Here is a 17,509-nt window from a genome sequence, read left to right on the forward strand (position 1 = left end):
AAGGTCATGCCCCATTCAAGGTCATGACCGTGCGTATATGGTCACTCGTGCTCATCCCAACCGCAACCGCCCGTTCCTGAGGCACGTACAAACGTTTCCGTCCCGGGCGAGCGGCACCGAGATCCGACGCGGCAGGGGCCTGAAACGTTCACGATGGTCGAGTAGGGTTCCTCGAACCCCGCTGGATCGCTTGGTGAATCGCTCGGCGAGGGGAGACACGGGAGATGATCGCGTACGTGCGCCCCGGTTGGGCCGAGGCCGGCCTGACGAGCCCCGAACGGCCGGGCATCGACAATCCCGTCTTCGCCTACATCGCCTTGGCGGCCTTCGTGGTGTTCCTCGTGGGGTGTGTCGTAGCCGGAGTGATGGCGTACACGGGACGGTGGCGTTCCTGGTATCCCAACAGGACCACCCAGTGGTACTCGCCACTGGCCATGCCATGGGGGGCGGGCGCCTTCCTTCTCATGCTGCTCGCGGCGGGCCTGGACGTGGTGCTCGACGGTCTTCCGATGGCCTTGGGCGTCATCCTCGTCGGATGCGCCATCGTCCTGAATCTCATAGCGCTGGTGTACGTCTTCGCGCCCCGCAGGCTGCTGCCACGCTGGATCCGAGATGACGGGTGGTGACCAGGGCGCCTTTGCCAAGCCGTAGTACGCGAGGAGAGAATGTTCCCAGCCGGAGACATGGACATCGAGCGGATGCTGCGGGAGTCGCGGGAACGGGCGCGGAAGCTGGCCGCAGTCCGCAACGAGATGCAGGACATGTTCCGGCAGACCGGCCAGCAGGCGCAGAGGATGCTCGACGATTTGCAGCAGCGCTTGGGCCTGCGCTCGGACCTGGGTAAATCCAGGCCCGGCCCTGGCTGAGCACGACAGGGCCTGGATCGGGTTCTAGGTGGCCTGGTGCCGGGTTGCCGTCCTCATCCGTCCCGTAGGAGTGGCCCCAGTCGCTGAAGAACGAGCCCAGGACGGGCGACCCGTTGAGCGCGTCGGCTGTGCCGAGCGTGGCCGCCAACTTTTCCCCGAAGGTCAACGGCGCGATGCGCGACGTCAGCGGCGTACCCAGCTTGGTGGTGGGGTTGGCCCCGAAGGCCTCGGACGTCCGCTTGACGAGGAGGTAGTTGACGGCACCCTTGAGCATGTCATCGGCGCCGTTGATCGACGCCTGGACGGCGGTCGCCCGGACCTGGGCGTTGCCGTTGAAGTGCTGGCCGACGGCGTTGGTGCCGAGGAACGCGGTCCAGATGGCCGCAGTGCCACGCGAGATCTGCGTGATGACCGTCGAGCCCGTGCTGAGCACGCGGTAGCAGACGCCGGCGAACTGGTTCGCCTGGGCCATCAGCTGCGCGGCGGCGGGAGTGCCGACGACGGTCGCGGCCGCGATGGCGATCCCCGTGGCGAAGATCGCCAGCAGGGTCGTGACGACGAACATCAGGTAGATGAAGACGCCGATGAGGACCGCGAGGATGTACAGGGCGACCGTCACCGACCAGGCCATGACGATGGCGAAGTCGAGCTGGTCGGAGTAGTGGTCCATAGTTCCCCTCCTTGAGCGTGGAGGAGTCCTCGGCCTTGGCGTAGGTGGCGGCCGTGGTCTCCATCCGGTCGCGGATGTCGATCGCGTGCCGGGACTTCTGGATGAGGTCCTGGTCGGCGAATTCGATCAACTGCGTGTACGCCAGCGCCGCCTCGATCGCGAACATCGTGTAGGAGTCCGGCTGAACGTTGCGGGGCTCGGCGTTGAGCTTGTAGGGGGCCTGCTTGAAGATCTCTGTGAGCTCGGTCTCGATCTGCCCGCCCAGCCTTCTCAGCTCGGCGGGGTCGAAGCGGACCTCCCCGCTGCCGGAGCCGCCCCCACCCTGCGACGGCGACGGGCGGGGGGTGGGTTGGGGCCGTTCAGGTAGTTGGCGATTCTGTTGTTGCCCACGGGGCCTCCAGTCTGCGAGCCGGTCTCGTCCGCGTGGCGATCTGGGTGGTCGACAATGCCTCGGGGTTGTCGGATGACCGTACAAGACGGTCGGTTCGGAAGGGGGCGTCCGGAGCGGTGCACCAGCGGTGTTGGGGTTGGACGCTTGGGGGCGAGTGTCCGTGCCGGCAGGCGGAGGTCACGGTTGTGTGCCGTAACCATTCGGGGCGCGGGGGAGCACAACGTGTCGCGCGTCTACTAAGCCACGCTCTATGTTGTTACGGTTTCCGCCGTGTCGGACCGTTCTGTGCGGCCCGTGTGAGCTTAGGTAGGGAGAACGGTGGCTAAAGTCACGGGGGCGGAGTTGTGCCGGGTCACGGTCGTGGCCCCCAAGCGCCGTATCGACATCTCGTTGCCCGCGCATGTCCCCTTCGCTCAGCTGTTCCCGGCGATCCTGCACTACTCCGGCAACCGCATGGCCGACGCCGGTCTGGCGCACGGAGGCTGGGTGCTGCAGCGCCTGGACGACGCCCCGCTCGACGGTGGGGTGACGCCCGCGCAGGCCGGTCTGCGCGATGGTGAGGTGCTCTACCTGCGTCCCGGGATGTCGCAGTTGCCGGAGCTCGCGTTCGACGACGTCCCGGACGTGGTCGCGACCGCGGTGAGGGACCGGCGTGACCGGTGGCGTCCCGAATGGACGCGTAACTTCGCGCTCGGCGTCGGCGCGGGCGGTTCCGCGGTGGCCGCGGTCATGCTGCTGCTGTCCGGGCCGTCCTGGATCGTCCCGGCGGCGTGCGCGGGCGCCATCGCGCTGCTGCTGGTGATCGCGGCGGTGTCGGTCTCGCGCGCGGCGGGCGACGCGCGGGCGGGAACGGTTCTCGGCTTCGCGGCCATCCCGCACGCCTTCCTCGCCGGGCTGCTCGCTCCCGCCCGCGACACCGCGTTCGGTGACCTGGGCGCGCTGCACGTGCTGGCGGGGTTCGGCGCCGTGGTCCTGGTCGCGATGATCGCCGCGGCGGCGGTCACCGAGGGCGCCTCGGTGTTCTGGGGGACGGTCGTCGGCGGCCTCCTCGGCGCCATCGGCTCCGGGATCTCGCTGCTGTTCGAGAACCTCGACCCCGCCGGGATCGCCGCGTTCGTGGTGGTGGTCGCGATGATGCTGACCCCGCTCACCCCGACCCTGGCGTTCCGGTTCTCCAAGGTGACGCTGCCGCCCGTCCCGCAGAGCGCCGAGGACCTGCGGCGCGACACCATCATGGTGGACGGCCAGCAGGTCCTCACCCGCACCGCGCTCGCCGACCGGTTCATCACCGGCTTCACCGTCGGTCTCGGCCTGACCGGGTTCCTCGGGCTGCTGCCCTCCGCCTTCGACGACGGCTGGCTCGGCCCGATCACCGCGGCGGTGATCTCGTTCCTGATGCTGCTGCGCTCCCGGCTGTTCCGCGGCCGCGTGCAGAGGCTGGCGCTGCTCGTCCCCGGCATGGCCGGGCTCGGCGCGCTGGCGCTCGCCATCTCCATGGACGGCTCCATCGTGATGGTGGTGGCCGGCGGAGTGGTGCCGGTCCTGGCGTTCAGCGCGATCGTGGCCGGCGTCGGGCTGTGGCTGCCCGGCCGGCAGCCCTCGCCGTTCTGGGGGCGTGCGGGCGACATCCTGGAGCTGTTCCTGCTGATCGTGCTCATCCCGCTCGCGGCGGGCGAATGCGGGCTGTTCTCGTACATGCGCGGGCTGGCCGGTTAGGGGGTCGCCATGCAGACACGCAAGGACCTGCTGCAGGCCCACCGGCTGATGACCCAGCGGGCCTCGCTGGCGCTGATCACCGGAGAGCCCGACAACCCCGAGCTGCCGCTGCGCAGGATGAACGTCGGCGCGTTCAGCGGCATCATGATCGCGATTCTGGTGTGCGCGGCCTTCGGCATCTTCGGCATCATCCGTCCCGGCGGCGCGACCGGGCTGGAGAAGCCCGGCATGCTGCTGGTCGAGAAGGAGACCGGCGCCCGGTACATCTGGTGTGAGGGCAAGCTGTGCCCGGTCGCCAACTACGTCTCGGCGAGGCTCGTCGCGGGCAAGGACTCCAAGAGCCGCCGCACCGTCTCCACCAACTCCCTCAGCAAGTTCGAGCGCGGGCCGCTGATCGGCATCCAGGGCGCGCCCAACACCCTGCCCGAGCCCAAGAAGCTGACGAAGAATCCCTGGTCGGTGTGCGTGCGCGCGGTGACGACCACCTCGGCCGGACGCCAGTCCCTGGTGACGCTCCTGGCGGGGCGGCGGGTCGGGGGCACCCCGTTGCGCAACGACCAGGCGGTCGTCGTCCAGGCGGACGGCCAGAACTGGTTGCTGTGGCGCAACATGCGGATGCGGATGCCGCAGTACGCGCTGGCCACGCTCGGCGGGACGCCGGTCACCATCTCCGGCAAGTGGCTCGACTCGGTGTCGCAAGGGCCCGACTACGCGGCGCCGCCGATCGCCGGGCTGGGACAGCCCGCGCAGGGGCCGCTCGGCCCGGGGCGGGTCGGCCAGGTCTTCGGCGTGAACACCTCCTCCGGCAACGCCGCCGCGTACGTGCTGCTCGCCGACGGGCTGGCGCCGATCACCACGATCCAGCGGGACCTGCTCGTCGCCGACCCGCGTACCCGCGCCGCGTACGGCAACCAGCAGGTCCAGGCGATCCCCGTGGACGCGGGCCGGGTGAACTCCACGCCGCAGTCGCGGCAGCAGGTGCGGGACGCGCGGCTGGACGGCAGGGCGCCGGCCATGGCCCCGTACCAGGAGAGCAGCGCGCTGTGCGCGGTCTACGACGACCCGACCGGCAACTCCGACGCCAAGCTGGCCATCGGCGGGTCGCTGCCGTCCCCGCCGGGCGGGCCGCAGCCGGTGGGCGCCGACCAGATGGTGTTCCCGCCCGGCAGCGCGGCGCTGGCCGGACGGGTGCCGAGCCCCGGAAAGGCCGCCGAGGTCACCACGTATTACCTGGTGGCCGAGGGCAAGCGGTTCCCGATCAAGGACGCTCAGGCGGCGGAGAGCCTCGGGTACGCGCTGCCGGGGGACGCCTCGAAGGTCCCGGCCGGCGTTCTGGACCTGATCGCTCAGGGACCGGTGCTCGATCCGGCCGCCGTGTCGACCACCGTTCCGTTGAATGCTCAATCAGCGAACTGATCAGAATTTGCGGATCCGGCCGAACCGCGACTGATCAACGATCGTCCAACGAACTGTGAAAGGAGAGGGTGCGAGAAGTAAGGCGTCCTGGCCCCCGGTAAGGGGATGGACACCCTACGATCAAGACCGTATTCTGGTGGATACTCTGCGGCGCGCGACCCCCCGCTCAAGATCAGCCACAGGGGCTTTCGTGCTGCCGAAACCCGGGGGCATACGGCGCGACGACCCGGGCGCCTCTGCCCGCACGATCTCCGCGGGTCCTGACAACCAGTCACTGGAGGTGACGGATGGGACAGCAGTCTGCCGTCGACAGAGCAGCGATGCAGCAGGCGGCCAACGACGTGGACGCGTCGGCCAACATCATCAAGGGGCTCCAGAGCCAGCTCGAGGGACACAAGAACCAGGTCCGCTCGATGTGGGAGGGCGAAGCCTCCATGGCGTTCGAGCAGGTGTTCAACCGCTTCAACGAGGACTTCAACAAGGTGCTGAGGGCCCTTGAGGGAATGCACGAGAGCCTGGTCCAGACGAAGATCACCTACGAGTCCAAGGAAGAGATGTCCCAGCAGGCCGTGAACAAGGTGCAGGCCCTGCTCAACGGCAGTACCTGACACTCACCCGCACGGTGATCGACTCTGGATTGAAGGAGAGAGATGAGCTACACAAGGGCCAACTTCGGTGGCCTCACCGAGGGTGAGGCCCAGTTCAGCCAGGCCGCCCGCGCCCTCATGGACGAGCTGAACGACCTGGAGGGCAAGCTGCGCACGAAGCTCAACCAGTGGGAGGGCTCGGCGCAGGAGGCCTACTGGGTCTTCCAGAAGCAGTGGGACGCCGCCGCCAAGGACATGCAGAACGTCGTCGCCCAGCTCGGGCTGGCGATCCGTGACGCGAACGAGAACTACCAGCAGGCCGAACGGTCGAACTCCACCATCTGGAGCTGAGCTCCCGTATGGGACCCGGCCGAGATACGCGCGAGCGCGTGCCGGCCTCCTGACCGGCCAGCGGGCCCTGGTCACCTGACCGACCAGGGCCCGGCCCGGTCCCCTTGGACGAACGCATGATGTGCCGTCCTGACTTGTGGTGACGGCCGATGGGGATGAATCAGTCGGCGAAATGCCGACAGGAGGTGTGAAAAGACGTGGGGCACCCCAGAAATCTGCCGCCGCTTGGCACCAGAGAAGTCAGGATCGATCACGACACGCTCAAGGATATCGCGCGCATTCTGCGCGCTGACATGAACAACCTGCACGACGGCCGGTGGAAGGAGAAGATCGACGACTCCTTCCCTCCGGTCGAGGCCATGGGTGACTACACGGCGGGCAGGTCACTGCACCAGACGATCAGAAACGCCAGGGACCAGATCGGGAATACGCACCAGGCATTCGTCCAGGCGTACGAGGCAGTGATCACCGCTTTGGAGAATTCGGAGCAGAATTACCGCGACGCCGACGACAACTCTGCGGCCGGCGTCCGTAACCGTGCGAGGCTCGACTGATGTCGCAGGCGGTTGACAAGAGAGGGTGTGATCGCGAATGAGTCCTCCATCCCCGCCGCCCCCACCGCCTGGTTCCATCGGGGGCGGGCAGATCCGGCAGAGCCAGCTCAACACGCACGACGAAGGCATCTCCGGCTGGACGAACAAGATCCAGCTCTGGGAAGACCACTACGACGATCTCAAGCGGATCGTCGACGGCATGAAGCCGGACAAGCTCGCCACCGCCGCCAACACGTACGGCAGTCTCGCCTCCCGCATGGAGACGACCATCAACCTGCTGTACCGGCAGGCCGAGCGGATGATCGACGCCTGGGGGAGCGACGACGCCGCCCGCAAGGCCCTGGACAACATGAACAAGGCGTACCGCCAGGCCATCGAGATCCAGGAGACCAGCAGGCAGAGCCAGACGGCGCTCAACAACCACAAGAACAAGCAGACCCAGTGGAAGCAGCAGTACGGATCGGGCGGAGCCAACGACAACTGGGTGCATGAGGTCTCGGTGTGGGCGGAGCGCGCCGTGAGCATCACCGGCCTCGGCCCCGCCGCCGTCTCCGCCTTCCTCGGCAACAACGCGCAGGCCGAGGACGTGCTGCAGCAGATCAACCAGGGCACGGTGGAGACGAACGACCAGTTTCCTGGGGAAATTGCGATCAATATGCCGTCCACCAACGTCGATACGCCTTGGCCGCCGCCGCCTCCGCCCCCCGGGCAGCCTCCGGGGAGCCCCGAGATGCCCGGCGGCGGCCCGCCTCCCGGCGGCATGCCGAACACCGGCGGTCCGCCCGGTGGTGCTCCGCCCGGTACCGGCCCCGGTGATTTCCCGGGTCCGGGTGGCGGCCCCGGCGGCGGCCCCGGCGGCGGCCCCAACGGCCCGGGTGGCATCGGCGACCCGCCCGGCGGTCCGGGCTTCCCCGGCGGTCCTGGTGGCGGTCCCGGCAGCGACCTGGCGAGCATGCCCGGTGGCGGCTTGGGCGGTGGCGGCCTGGGCGGCGGTCCGGGTGGCGGCCTCGGCGGTGGCGCACCGGGCGGTCTGCCAGGCGGTGCCCCGGGCGGTGGTCCCGGCGGCATGCCGGCCGGTGCGGGCCTCGGCGGGGCCGGGGGAGCCTTCCCCGGTGGCGGAGCGCTCGGCCGTGGCGGCATGGGCGCCGGAGGCATGCCGATGGGCGGCATGCCGATGGGCGCGGGCGCCGGTGGACGTGGCAACGACGAGGAGCATGAGCGTTCGACCTGGCTGACCGAGGACGAGGACGTCTGGGGCGGTGACGACGAGACCGCCCCGCCGGTGATCGGGTGACTTTTCAGGCGGGTTGACCGATTGTGGCGGCATGGGAAGAGGCTGCGTATTACGCTGACTCTCCCATGTCGCCACTTGTGCGAGCTGAATTGCGAGGACGCTGATGCGACGGTGGAGCCGAGCGGCGGTCAGCGCTGGTCTGGCCGTCCTGATGATCGGAGCGACGGCCTCTCCCGGCGCCGCCGCGGCCGCGCGGAAACCGCATCCCGCTCAATGGTGGTTCGGCATCTGGGACGTCGAGAAGAGCCTGTGGCCGCATGGCAAGGGGCGGGGCGTCACGGTCGCGGTCATCGACACCGGCGTCCAAGCCACCCTGCCGGACCTGTCCGGCGCGGTGCTGCCCGGCGCGGACTTCCAGACCGGGAGTGGCGGCGACGCCCGCACGGACAACCAGAGCTTCTCCGATGGCGGCCACGGCACCCGCATGGCCACGCTGATCGCCTCACGCGGGACCGGCACGGGCCTGCTCGGCGTCGCGCCGGAGGCGAAGATCCTGCCGGTCGTGGGCCAGTCGAGCCCGGCGTTCACCAAGGGGATCCGCTTCGCGGCCGACCGCGGCGCCAAGGTCATCAACCTGTCCCAGGCCGCGCCGGGGCCGTGCCCCGCCGACATGCAGGCGGCGATCGCCCACGCCATCAGGAAGGACGCGGTCGTCGTCGCGGGCGCGGGCAACGACGGCAACGGCGCCAACGCGTCCAACAACCCCGCGAACTGTGCCGGTGTCCTTTCGGTCGGCGCGGCGGACATCACTCCCAAGCCGTGGGTGCGGACCCAGCGCCAGCCGTACGTCAAGGTGGCCGGTCCCGGTGTGCTGGCGTCCGGCGTCTCCGCCGACGGCAGCCTCAACTTCAACAAGGCGGGGACGAGCCAGGCGTCGGCGCTGACCTCGGGCATCGTGGCGCTGATCCGGTCGGCGCACCCCGAGTGGAACAACCGGGAGGTCGTCCGCCAACTGGTCGCGTCCGCGAAGGACATCGGCCCGAAGGGCAAGGACGACCAGACCGGGTACGGCTTCACCCGGCCCTATCGCATCTTCGAGGGGATGATCCCGAAGAGCACCCCCAACCCGGTGTTCGAGGAGTACGACAAGTGGGCGGCCACGCATAAGGAAGAGGCGGATCCGCAGAACGCCGCCGGTGGCGGAAGCTCTGACGACAAGCCGCTGACGGACTGGACGGGCCTGTTCGGCATGCTCGGAATGCTGCTCGTCGTGGTCCTGGCCATCCTCTTCGCGCTGTACAAGACCCGCAGGTCCAAGCCGGCCGCCGCGGGGCCGGTGGGGCCGGTGCCGGGGGCGCCGCCGACGTTCGGCACGGGGCCCTATCCCGGGCCTGGGCAGCCGTCGCAGCCGGGCTCGGGCGCGTACCCGTCCCAGGGCATGGAGGGTCGTCCGCAGTCGGCGCCCCCGGGGCAGCGGCCACGCTTCGAGCCGCCCGTCCAAGAGGGCTACCCGCCGCAGACCCACCAGGACATTCCGCAGCAGCCGCCGCCGCAGTAGGGCCTGGCTCCGCCGAGTTCGTCTAGCGCGCTTCCGGGCGTACCTCTCCGCCTGCGCCGGTCGGCGCACTGTCCGTGGGGTCCGTTTGGGTGTCTCCATGGTGGCGGCCCCGGGTCCGTTACGGCCCTTTGATCCTCGCGTTGCGATCTCTCGGGGGTTGGCGGTGCGGGGTGGCCGGGAGTCTCGTACGCTGGCGGCGGAGAAAGGAGGCAGGTGTCCGAGTCGGGGTGGCAGCAGAGCGTGTTGCGGGAGCTCGGTGCGTCTCAGCGGGGACTGGCGGCCCTTGAGCCGTCCTCACCGCCTTCGAGGCGAGAACCGTGGGATGTGGACTCTCCCACGGAGGAGGCACGTCCCGAGCCCATTCCCGCTCCCTCGCCGTCGGCGGACTCGCATACCGCTGACGCGGTGCCCCCGCCCCCGCCTCCTCCACCCCCGCCGCCTCCGCCCGTGGCCTCCACGCCGGAGCGTCAGTCGACGGCGGCCTCCGCCGTCCCGCCGCCGCCATCGCCTCCTCCCACTCCGCCGCCGGTCGTGGAATCGCCGGTCGCGGAGCCGCCGCCTGCCCCGCCCGTGCTGGAACAGCCCGTGGCGTCCGCAGCGGCGTCCGCGTCCGCTCCCGAGGCGCAGCCTCAGCAGCGCGAGGGTGTCGTTCCCCCTCCGCCTCCACCGCCGCCGTTCCACGGTGGACAGGACGCGGGCGACCGGCAGCAGACCGGGGCGCAGGCGGCGCAGGAACAGGCGCCCGAGTTCCCGTCGGTGGTCAGGCCCGAGACCGGCGCGTTCGGCGCGTCCCTGGCGTTCGGCGTGCTGGCGGGGGTGGAACCGGACGAGGAGTACGACCCCGGCACGGCGACGCAGGAGCCCGTCCAGCCTGCGCAGCCCCATCAGCAGTACCCGCAGGCGTCGCCCGGTCAGCCCGTCGCCGGGCAGTCGCGGCCTCCCGCCGAAGACCTGGTGCGCAAGGTCCGGCACGGCGACCCGTTCGTGCGGCGGATGGGCCGTGGCGTGCGCAAGGCCGTCGGTGGCGGCGGCGCGCAGAACGCGCAGCAGGAGGCGGCGTTCGCCGAGCTCATGCGGCAGTCGGTGCCGAGCTGCCGGCAACTGGCGGTCGCGTCGGTACGCGGCGGCGCGGGCAAGACGACGATGGCCGCGCTGGTGGCGACCGAGCTGGCACGGCACCGCGCCGACCGGGTCCTGGCGGCCGACGCCGACGCCGAGCTGGGGTCGCTGCCCCTGCGCTTGGGCGTGCACGCGGAGCGGTCGCTGTTCGACCTGGCGACCACGCACCCGCGGACGTTCGAGGAGGCCGCGCAGTTCCTGTCACGGACGCCGGACGGGCTGTGGGTGATGTCGTCCACCCGGGGCGGGCGAATCGCCGGGGAGTTCACGTTGAGCACCTTCCAGACGGCGCTGAGCGTGGTGACCCGGTACCTGTCGGCGGTCGTGGTCGACTGCGGCGCGGGCATCCTGACCGAGCTCAACCGGGGCATCCTCAAGTCGTCGCACGGCCTGGTCCTGGTCACGCCCGGCACGGTGGACGGCGCGCTCAGCGCGCGCGGCGCCCTGGAATGGTTCGCCGGCAACAACCAGCAGGACCTGCTGCCCCGCACGGTCATCGCGATGGTCTCGCACGCGCAACAGGTGGGCGCCGACCTGGACCGGGCGCAGCAGATGCTCACGGCCTGGGGGTTGCCCGTGGTGCACGTCCCCTACGACCGGCACGCCGCCACCGGCAGCGCGCTGGACATGACGAAGGTCGGCGCGAACACTCGGTCGGCCGTGAACAGGATCGTGCACGAGGTGTTCGCGCGTTCGCTGTCGGTTCCCGGGACGTCCCGATGAGCCACGACCTGATCGCGCTGGTGCGCCGGCGCCCGGACGTGCACGCCGTGGCGGACGGCCTGGTCGCCATGGGGGAGCCGCTGGAGCTGCGCGGTGGGGAGCCCGAGGCGACCCGGCTGTACGACGGTGACGGCCGCCTGCTGGTGTCCATCGAGGACCCGGTGCAGGTCACGCTGCAAAGCGAGATCGCGCGGCTGCTGGGTCCCGAGTTCGCGTCCCGGGTCGGCACGCCCGTGTGGTGGGTGGAGGTCAGGGCGGTCGGGGACATGCCCGACGCGATCCGTATCGCCCGCAAGTTCACCGACGCGCTCGTGCATTACGTGGGTGGGACGAGCTTCCCCGATGGGCGTCCCGACGTCCCGGCGCTGAGCTGGCGCGCGTCCGACGTGTCCGATCGGAGCGGGGGGCTGCCGGGACCGGGCGAGCCGCCCGTGCCCGGCGGGGTCATCGGCGGCTGAGACGAAGCGCCCGCCGCGGCCGGTCGGCCGCGGCGGGCGCATGAGGTCGTGAGGTCGCGGGTCGGCCGGGTTCAGGTGGTGAAGCGCAGCGTGTTGGTGACCTCGACGCCGAGCTCTCCGGCGGTCCGGTAGACGGAGCCGGTGCGGTCGCCGACCGAGCCGCCCCTGGCCCAGTACGACTGCGCGTAGATCACCTGGTTGTCCAGCGTCCAGGTACGGGTCCAGTACGCGGGCTCCTCGTTCAACTGCGGCAACCCGCTGCCGCTGGCCGGCTTGAGCAGCTTGGGCCAGCCCTTGGAGTAGGTGGCGCTGAGCACGCTGTTCGCCGCGGACGAGCTGGACAGCTTCATCACGGAGATGACGGTGACGATGTTGCGCGTCGGGCTGGCGTACACGGCGGAGTAGAGCTGGTCGGTGCACGGGTAGGTGCGCAGCCGCGTCAGCAGGACGCTGTTGGCCCGCGCGGTGCAGGAATCGGTGCGGGTGCCCACCCGGGTGAACGTGTTGCCGCGCGCCGTCGTGATCGTCGACTTCAGCACACCCGCGGGAGAGCCGCCGGAGCCGACGGTCGTGTCGCCGGTGGGCGTCGTGGACGGCGCGGAGGGCGGGGTCCAGGTGGGGGTGGGCAGGGCGACGCGAGGTGAGGGGTCGTCGCCTCCCCTGAGCACCACGAAGGCGCCGACGCCGACCAGGGCGAGCACCAGCACGACCCCGATGACCAGCACGGGGACGAGCGCGCCGCCGCCTCCGCGCCGGGGTGGCGGGGGCGGGTAGGGGCCGGGTGGGCCACCGGGCATCGGGGGCGGGCCTGCGTGCATCGGAGGCGGAGGGGCAGGGGCACCGTACGGCGGCTGGCCGATCGGGGGCTGGCCTGGCCACTCAGGTGGGTTCATCGGGTGCTCCAAGGGAGGTCGCGCGTCGAGGTGTTGAGGTGTCGCTGATGAGATCAGGTCAGGTTATGGCACCCAGGTGCCCGGACCATGATGATTTACATTGATTTCGTCGTCACAGTCGGCCATGTCAGGGTCGTCCCTGTTTGCCCGCGATCGACGTGGGCCGGGAGCATGCCATGCAGTTTTGGATGCTTTGTTCGGCCCTGCGGTTCCCGGCGGAAGCGTTCGCGTTCCCGGCGGGTGCGAGAGTTATCGGGGTGAACGCCGGTATCGGCCGGTAATGTGCCGCTCAGTGATGCCGCGCTCACCGAGGCGTCACGCTACGCCGCGCGGCCCCGGCAGGGCTGAGCGACCGGACCACCGAACGGGAGGCCGCTCACACGGGGGAGGGAGCGGCCGACCTGAGGTGTTCGAGCAGCATCCGGTGCCGCTGCCACCCATCGGGAGAGCGCCCGTCACCGAGAGGGAAGAAGGTGAGCGGTGCCTGCGGCGGCCCGACCTGCTGTCCGGGCAGCCCGGCCGGGCCGCTGACGGTGCCGCTGACGGCCATCGCCAGCGGGCCGGGGGCACCGGTCCAGCGGGGCTCGGTGGTGAGGTCGCTGCGGCCGGGGATCAGCTGGGCGAACAACGACAGGATCGGCTGCTCGGTGGCCAGCGCCCCGACCAGCGAGGGCAGATGCTGAAAGGGCGGTGGATCCTGCGGGGCGTAGCCGACGGTGGCCGTGCCGACCTCGAAGACCGCGCCGCCGCCCGTCTCGGAGAACTCGCAGATGGCCTGGGCGGGACGTGGCCCGTCGCCGATCACCAGCAGCCGGGCGCCGTCGCGGGCGCGGGCGTACTCGGTGAGGAGCTCGGACTGCCACTGGTGCGCCAGCGGCTCGGAGGCCCCCCAGCCCGCGGGCGCCTTGCCGGTGAGGAGCTTGAGCAGCCGTTCGATGGGGCCGCCGAGGTCGCCGTTGGCGCCGTGCCGCGTCTGGTAGGTGAGGCTGAGCTGGGAGCCGACCGGGGCGGTGGGGCGGCTGGTGAAGCCGGGCGCGTAGTCGCGGGCCTCGGGGACGGGCACGAACGTGGCGCCGTTCCAGTAGAGGGGACGCCCGGTCAGGCCCTCGTAGAAGCCGCCGTCACCGTCGCGTACGACCCACTGCAGGCCGGGACCCGCCGCGGCGGCGCGCAGCGGCAGGGACAGCCGCGCGTCCAGCGGGCTGACCAGCTGCAGGGTCCGGCCGGACGCGGCGCAGTCGGCCAGCGCCTCCGAGATCCAGCCGGTCAGCGCGATGACCGGGCGGTCCTGCAGCACGACCATCGCCTGGTCGGTCAGTACGTCTACGGTGCTCATCTTCATCCGAGTCTAGTCCCGTTCGGGGAACGGCCCGGGATCGCGGGGAGGGGGAACCGCAGGGAAGTCTCGCGCGCCGTGGGCGGTCCCCGCCCCGTCTCTGCTGAAATGTTACGGACGTGGCTTCCGGTGGCCTCACACCGGCCGATCTGGGAAGATCAGGTCGTGCGCGTCACGCCCCCCGCCGCGGCCGGACGAACGCCCCCGCCCGTTCGCGGCGACGCTCAACCAACAGGGCCGTTCGCGCGTCACAGATACGGCGTCACAAACCGGTGGTGCCCGAGACCTCGGAGCCATACCCCGCCCCGGGCTCCACGAGAGTGGGACGCATGCGCGCCGAACCGTTCGCCCTGCTCATGACCGTGTACGGCGGTGACCGTGAGGATCATCTCCGGGCAGCGTACGCGAGCGCGGTCCACGAGCAGTCGTTGCGCCCCGACCAGGTGATCCTGGTCCAGGACGGTCCCGTCCCCGAGGAACTGGAGCGCGGCCTGGCCGACCTGGTCGACGGCAGCCCGGTCGAGGTCACCTTCGTCCGCCTTGAGGACAACCGCGGTCTCGGCCCCGCGCTCGACGCGGGCCTTCAGGCCAGCCGGCACGACATCGTGGCCCGCATGGACGCCGACGACATCGCGATGCCGCACCGCTTCGAGGTGCAGGTGCCGCTGGTCGGCGCGGGCGCCGACCTGGTGGGCGCGGGCCTGCTGGAGTTCGGCACGGACATCGCCGACATCGTGGGCCGGCGCGTCCCGCCCAGCGACCCGGAGGACATCGCCCGCTACTCCCGCCTGCACGACCCGTTCAACCACCCGACCGTCGTCTACCGCCGCAGCGCGGTGATGGCGGCCGGCGGCTACGGCGATCTGCCGCTGATGGAGGACTACTGGCTGTTCGCCCGCATGATCGCCAATGGCGCGCGCGTGGTGAACGTCGCCGAGCCGCTGGTCTACTACCGGGTCGGCGACGGCGCCTACGAGCGCCGCGGCGGCCGCGACCTGCTCCGTTCGGAGCTGCGGCTGCAACGCGAGATGCTCCGCGAGGGGTTCATCTCCCAGACCCAGTATCTGCGCAACGTCGTGGTCCGCGGCGGCTACCGCCTCGTCCCCACCATGATCCGCCGCCCGGTCTACCGCTGGGTGGTGGCCCCGTACGGCGCCCGCCGCAACCGCTCCCGCGGCACGGACACCGCGGCGCCGTCGACCTCGGCGAAAACCGTCGGCGGTCCTGATCCCACCTCGCAACCGTCGGCACGCCCCGGCTGACCGGCCGTCCCCGGCGCCGCTGAACCGGACGCCGGGGTGCCGCGGGTCATTTCGCGGGGCGTCGCCAGAGGACCGGTTCCTGCCCGCGCTGGTCGGAAAGCCTGCCGACGGCCACCAGCGTGCCCTGGTGGAACGCCAGGCCGGTGATCTGCTGGTCGCCGCCGCCCGACAGGCCGGTCCCCTCCGCCTTCTGGGCCGTCCAGGTCTGCCCGTCCGGTGAGGACCACGACACCACATCGGAGGTCCCGGGACGTCCGGCCGTTCCGGTCACCGCGAAGCCGTTGCCGGTCGCGGCCGTGATCGTGGTCATCCTGACGTCGGAGTCGCCGGCCGGTGCCCGCACGGCCGCGGCCTTCCAGGACGCGCCGCCGTCGGCCGAGACATAGGCCAGGGGGACACGGCCCTTGTCGTCGAAGCCGGTTCCGACGGCGACGATCGTGTTGCCCATGGCCTGCACGTCCGACAGCGATCCGTTCCTGACCCCGGAGGGGAGAGGGAGCTTGTGCTGCCTCCAGGTGCGGCCGTTGGGAGAGGTCCAGACGGCGGGCCGGTCCCGTGGTCCCTCACGCACCGCGACGTCGTCGACGCCTCCCGCCGCGACGAACCCGGACTGCCCGGCGGTCACGGCCTTCATCCAGTGCGCGCCGCCGTCCGGTGCGATCAGGTCGTTGCGGTCCGCGCCGACGCCGCGCTCCCAGTTCCTCAGGTCGGACGAGTACCAGGTGGCGGCGGCCGACTCGTCGGCGCCGACGATGACGTAGCCGGCCTGCCCCGCGGCGGCGTCCTGGGTGACGAGCTGCTGACCCGAGGAGGCGGTGAACGCCGGGTTGGCGTCGGAGTCCTCCCAGCGCGTGCCGTCGGCCGAGGTGAGGACCAAAGGATGCGTGCGCTCGCCCTGATCGACGCCGACCGCGACCCAGCCGCGGCCTCCGGAGGTCACGCCGAGGAGGCTCTGGAGCCCGGGACGCCTGGCCGTGTGGATGTTGCTCCACGTGTTCCCGTCCGCGGAGTTCCAGACCGTCGCGTCCCCGGCGGCGCTGCCGACGGCCACCAGCCGTCCGGCCCCGGCGCCCAGCCCGGTCACCCGGTGGTCGGGGTCGACCGCCCCCTCGATCTTGGTGAGGTCCACGGGGACCGCGGCTCCCCCGGCGTCGCGGATGGCCATCATGGCGTCGGGGTCGGGGCCGCTGCCGTCGCCGCCGACCAGGACCGTCTGGCCGCCGGCGGTCGCGGCGCCGGTCAGCGTCAGCCCGGGACCGAGCGGGGCGGTGCCCGCCGGGGTCCAGGCAAGGCCGTCGGCGCTGCGTGCCAGCGTGATGTTCCCGGCCCCGCGCACGACCGCGGTGTACCCCTGATCGCTCGCCGTCACCTGGAACACCCCTTGGTATCCGGGGGTCTCGATCCTGCCCGCCTGACTCCACGCACCGCCGTCCACCGAGGTGAAGACCTGCCCGCGGACCGTCGAGCCGCTCCGGACGTCGCGGATGGCGACGAGCCCGCGCTCACCGGCGCCGATGGACAGGCCCACCGTGCCCTTGGGCGCCGGAATCCTGGCGCTCTGCCAGGTGGTTCCACCGTTCCTGCTGACCCAGGCGAGCCTCACCTGCTTGCGGCCGTCCTGGTGGAGGCCCATGGCGAGCAGCATGGGACCGCTGGACGCCACGTCGACCATGGTGAGGGTGCCCTTGTCCACCTTCAGCCCGAGGCCGTCGCCGTGGCGCAGCTCCCAGCGCTTGCCGTCGGGGGAGACCCACAGCGCGGCCTTGGCGTCGCTGAAGTCGCCCTTCTCCGAGGTGGCGCCGACCGCCACGAAGCCGTTGCCGGTCCCGATGAGCCGGCTGACCCGGGCCTGGTCGGCGAAGGGGGCGCCGAGCTCGTCCGCCTCGCGTCGCCAGGTCCTGCCGTCGGCGCTGCTCCAGATGGCCGGGCCGCCCGGGCGGTCGCCGATCGCGATCCAGCCGGCCGCGGAGGCGGCCACCAGCCGCGGAACCTCGGCGGGACCGGGATCCCCGCCCTCGGCGTTCTCGACCCGGGCGGAGGCGAACGTACGCCCGCCGTCGGTCGAGACCAGGAACTGCCCGCGGATGTCGAGCGGGTCGGACTCGCCGCCGACCGCGACGACCGTGGTCCCGCTCGCCGCGACGGCGTTGAGCACCTGTGCGCGCCCATCGGTGGCCGCGCCGGGCGCCGGGAAGATCGCTCCGGCCAGCCGGGCGCCTCCGGAGGCGGTGGTCGACCCGCCGTTGCGGCCGAGCAGGTACACGCCGCCCGCGGCGACGAGCGCGACCGCGGCGACTCCCGCGACGGCCGCGATCAGCAGAGCGGGGCGGGACCGGCGGGGGGGGCGCGGGGGGGGAGGGGGGGGGGGGGCGGGG

General features: G+C 71.3%; 14 protein-coding genes and 1 pseudogene. 11 read left to right on the forward strand and 4 right to left on the reverse strand.

What is annotated here, in order from left to right:
• Positions 1 to 224 precede the first annotated feature (224 nt).
• Positions 225 to 626 (forward strand): hypothetical protein, encoded by a 402-nt coding sequence (locus ACGWYJ_RS26100; protein ID WP_395108959.1) that lies wholly within the window; start codon positions 225 to 227, stop codon positions 624 to 626.
• Here the strand turns inward: ACGWYJ_RS26100 and ACGWYJ_RS26105 are convergent.
• Positions 556 to 1,536 carry a hypothetical protein gene (locus ACGWYJ_RS26105; RefSeq protein ID WP_395108960.1) on the reverse strand — a complete coding sequence of 327 codons (981 nt, stop codon included), beginning with the start codon at positions 1,534 to 1,536 and terminating at the stop codon, positions 556 to 558. The genes ACGWYJ_RS26100 and ACGWYJ_RS26105 overlap by 71 nt on opposite strands.
• A 709-nt stretch (positions 1,537 to 2,245) precedes the next feature.
• Here ACGWYJ_RS26105 and eccD point away from each other — a divergent pair.
• The 9 genes from eccD (at position 2,246) to ACGWYJ_RS26150 (ending at position 11,643) form a co-directional block, all read left to right on the forward strand.
• Positions 2,246 to 3,643 (forward strand): type VII secretion integral membrane protein EccD, encoded by a 1,398-nt coding sequence (gene eccD, locus ACGWYJ_RS26110; protein ID WP_395108961.1) that lies wholly within the window; start codon positions 2,246 to 2,248, stop codon positions 3,641 to 3,643.
• A gap of 9 nt (positions 3,644 to 3,652) precedes the next feature.
• On the forward strand, positions 3,653 to 5,059 hold the full coding sequence (gene eccB, locus ACGWYJ_RS26115) for a type VII secretion protein EccB (RefSeq protein WP_395108962.1): 1,407 nt from the start codon (positions 3,653 to 3,655) through the stop codon (positions 5,057 to 5,059).
• Positions 5,060 to 5,346: 287 nt separating this feature from the next.
• Positions 5,347 to 5,667 (forward strand): WXG100 family type VII secretion target, encoded by a 321-nt coding sequence (locus ACGWYJ_RS26120; protein ID WP_395108963.1) that lies wholly within the window; start codon positions 5,347 to 5,349, stop codon positions 5,665 to 5,667.
• Between the two features lie 42 nt (positions 5,668 to 5,709).
• A complete protein-coding gene (locus tag ACGWYJ_RS26125) occupies positions 5,710 to 5,997 on the forward strand; it encodes a WXG100 family type VII secretion target (protein WP_395108964.1) in 288 nt (95 codons plus the stop codon).
• Positions 5,998 to 6,194: 197 nt separating this feature from the next.
• Positions 6,195 to 6,551, forward strand: coding sequence for a hypothetical protein (locus tag ACGWYJ_RS26130; protein WP_395108965.1), 357 nt, complete (start codon positions 6,195 to 6,197; stop codon positions 6,549 to 6,551).
• 37 nt (positions 6,552 to 6,588) lie between these two features.
• Positions 6,589 to 7,845: a hypothetical protein gene (locus tag ACGWYJ_RS26135; RefSeq protein ID WP_395108966.1), complete on the forward strand. Its 1,257-nt coding sequence runs from the start codon at positions 6,589 to 6,591 to the stop codon at positions 7,843 to 7,845.
• 103 nt (positions 7,846 to 7,948) lie between these two features.
• On the forward strand, positions 7,949 to 9,343 hold the full coding sequence (locus ACGWYJ_RS26140) for a S8 family serine peptidase (protein ID WP_395108967.1): 1,395 nt from the start codon (positions 7,949 to 7,951) through the stop codon (positions 9,341 to 9,343).
• A 585-nt stretch (positions 9,344 to 9,928) separates the two neighbouring features.
• On the forward strand, positions 9,929 to 11,185 hold the full coding sequence (locus ACGWYJ_RS26145) for a hypothetical protein (protein WP_395108968.1): 1,257 nt from the start codon (positions 9,929 to 9,931) through the stop codon (positions 11,183 to 11,185).
• Positions 11,182 to 11,643 (forward strand): hypothetical protein, encoded by a 462-nt coding sequence (locus tag ACGWYJ_RS26150; protein ID WP_395108969.1) that lies wholly within the window; start codon positions 11,182 to 11,184, stop codon positions 11,641 to 11,643. Before ACGWYJ_RS26145 ends, ACGWYJ_RS26150 begins: the two co-directional genes overlap by 4 nt.
• Positions 11,644 to 11,714: 71 nt before the next feature.
• Here the strand turns inward: ACGWYJ_RS26150 and ACGWYJ_RS26155 are convergent, their stop codons facing one another.
• Positions 11,715 to 12,440 (reverse strand): hypothetical protein, encoded by a 726-nt coding sequence (locus ACGWYJ_RS26155; RefSeq protein WP_395108970.1) that lies wholly within the window; start codon positions 12,438 to 12,440, stop codon positions 11,715 to 11,717.
• Between the two features lie 472 nt (positions 12,441 to 12,912).
• Entirely contained in the window at positions 12,913 to 13,872 is a 960-nt protein-coding gene (locus ACGWYJ_RS26160) for a DUF6177 family protein (RefSeq protein ID WP_395108971.1), read from the reverse strand.
• 329 nt (positions 13,873 to 14,201) lie between these two features.
• Here ACGWYJ_RS26160 and ACGWYJ_RS26165 point away from each other — a divergent pair, with 329 nt between their 5' ends.
• Positions 14,202 to 15,134: a glycosyltransferase gene (locus tag ACGWYJ_RS26165; protein WP_395108972.1), complete on the forward strand. Its 933-nt coding sequence runs from the start codon at positions 14,202 to 14,204 to the stop codon at positions 15,132 to 15,134.
• Positions 15,135 to 15,180: 46 nt separating this feature from the next.
• On the opposite strand, the pseudogene ACGWYJ_RS26170 reads toward ACGWYJ_RS26165, so the two are convergent.
• Positions 15,181 to 17,509 (reverse strand): annotated as a pseudogene (locus ACGWYJ_RS26170) (hypothetical protein); the annotation flags it as partial.

The sequence above is a fragment of the Actinomadura sp. SCN-SB genome (assembly GCF_043906805.1).
GTDB lineage: Bacteria > Actinomycetota > Actinomycetes > Streptosporangiales > Streptosporangiaceae > Spirillospora.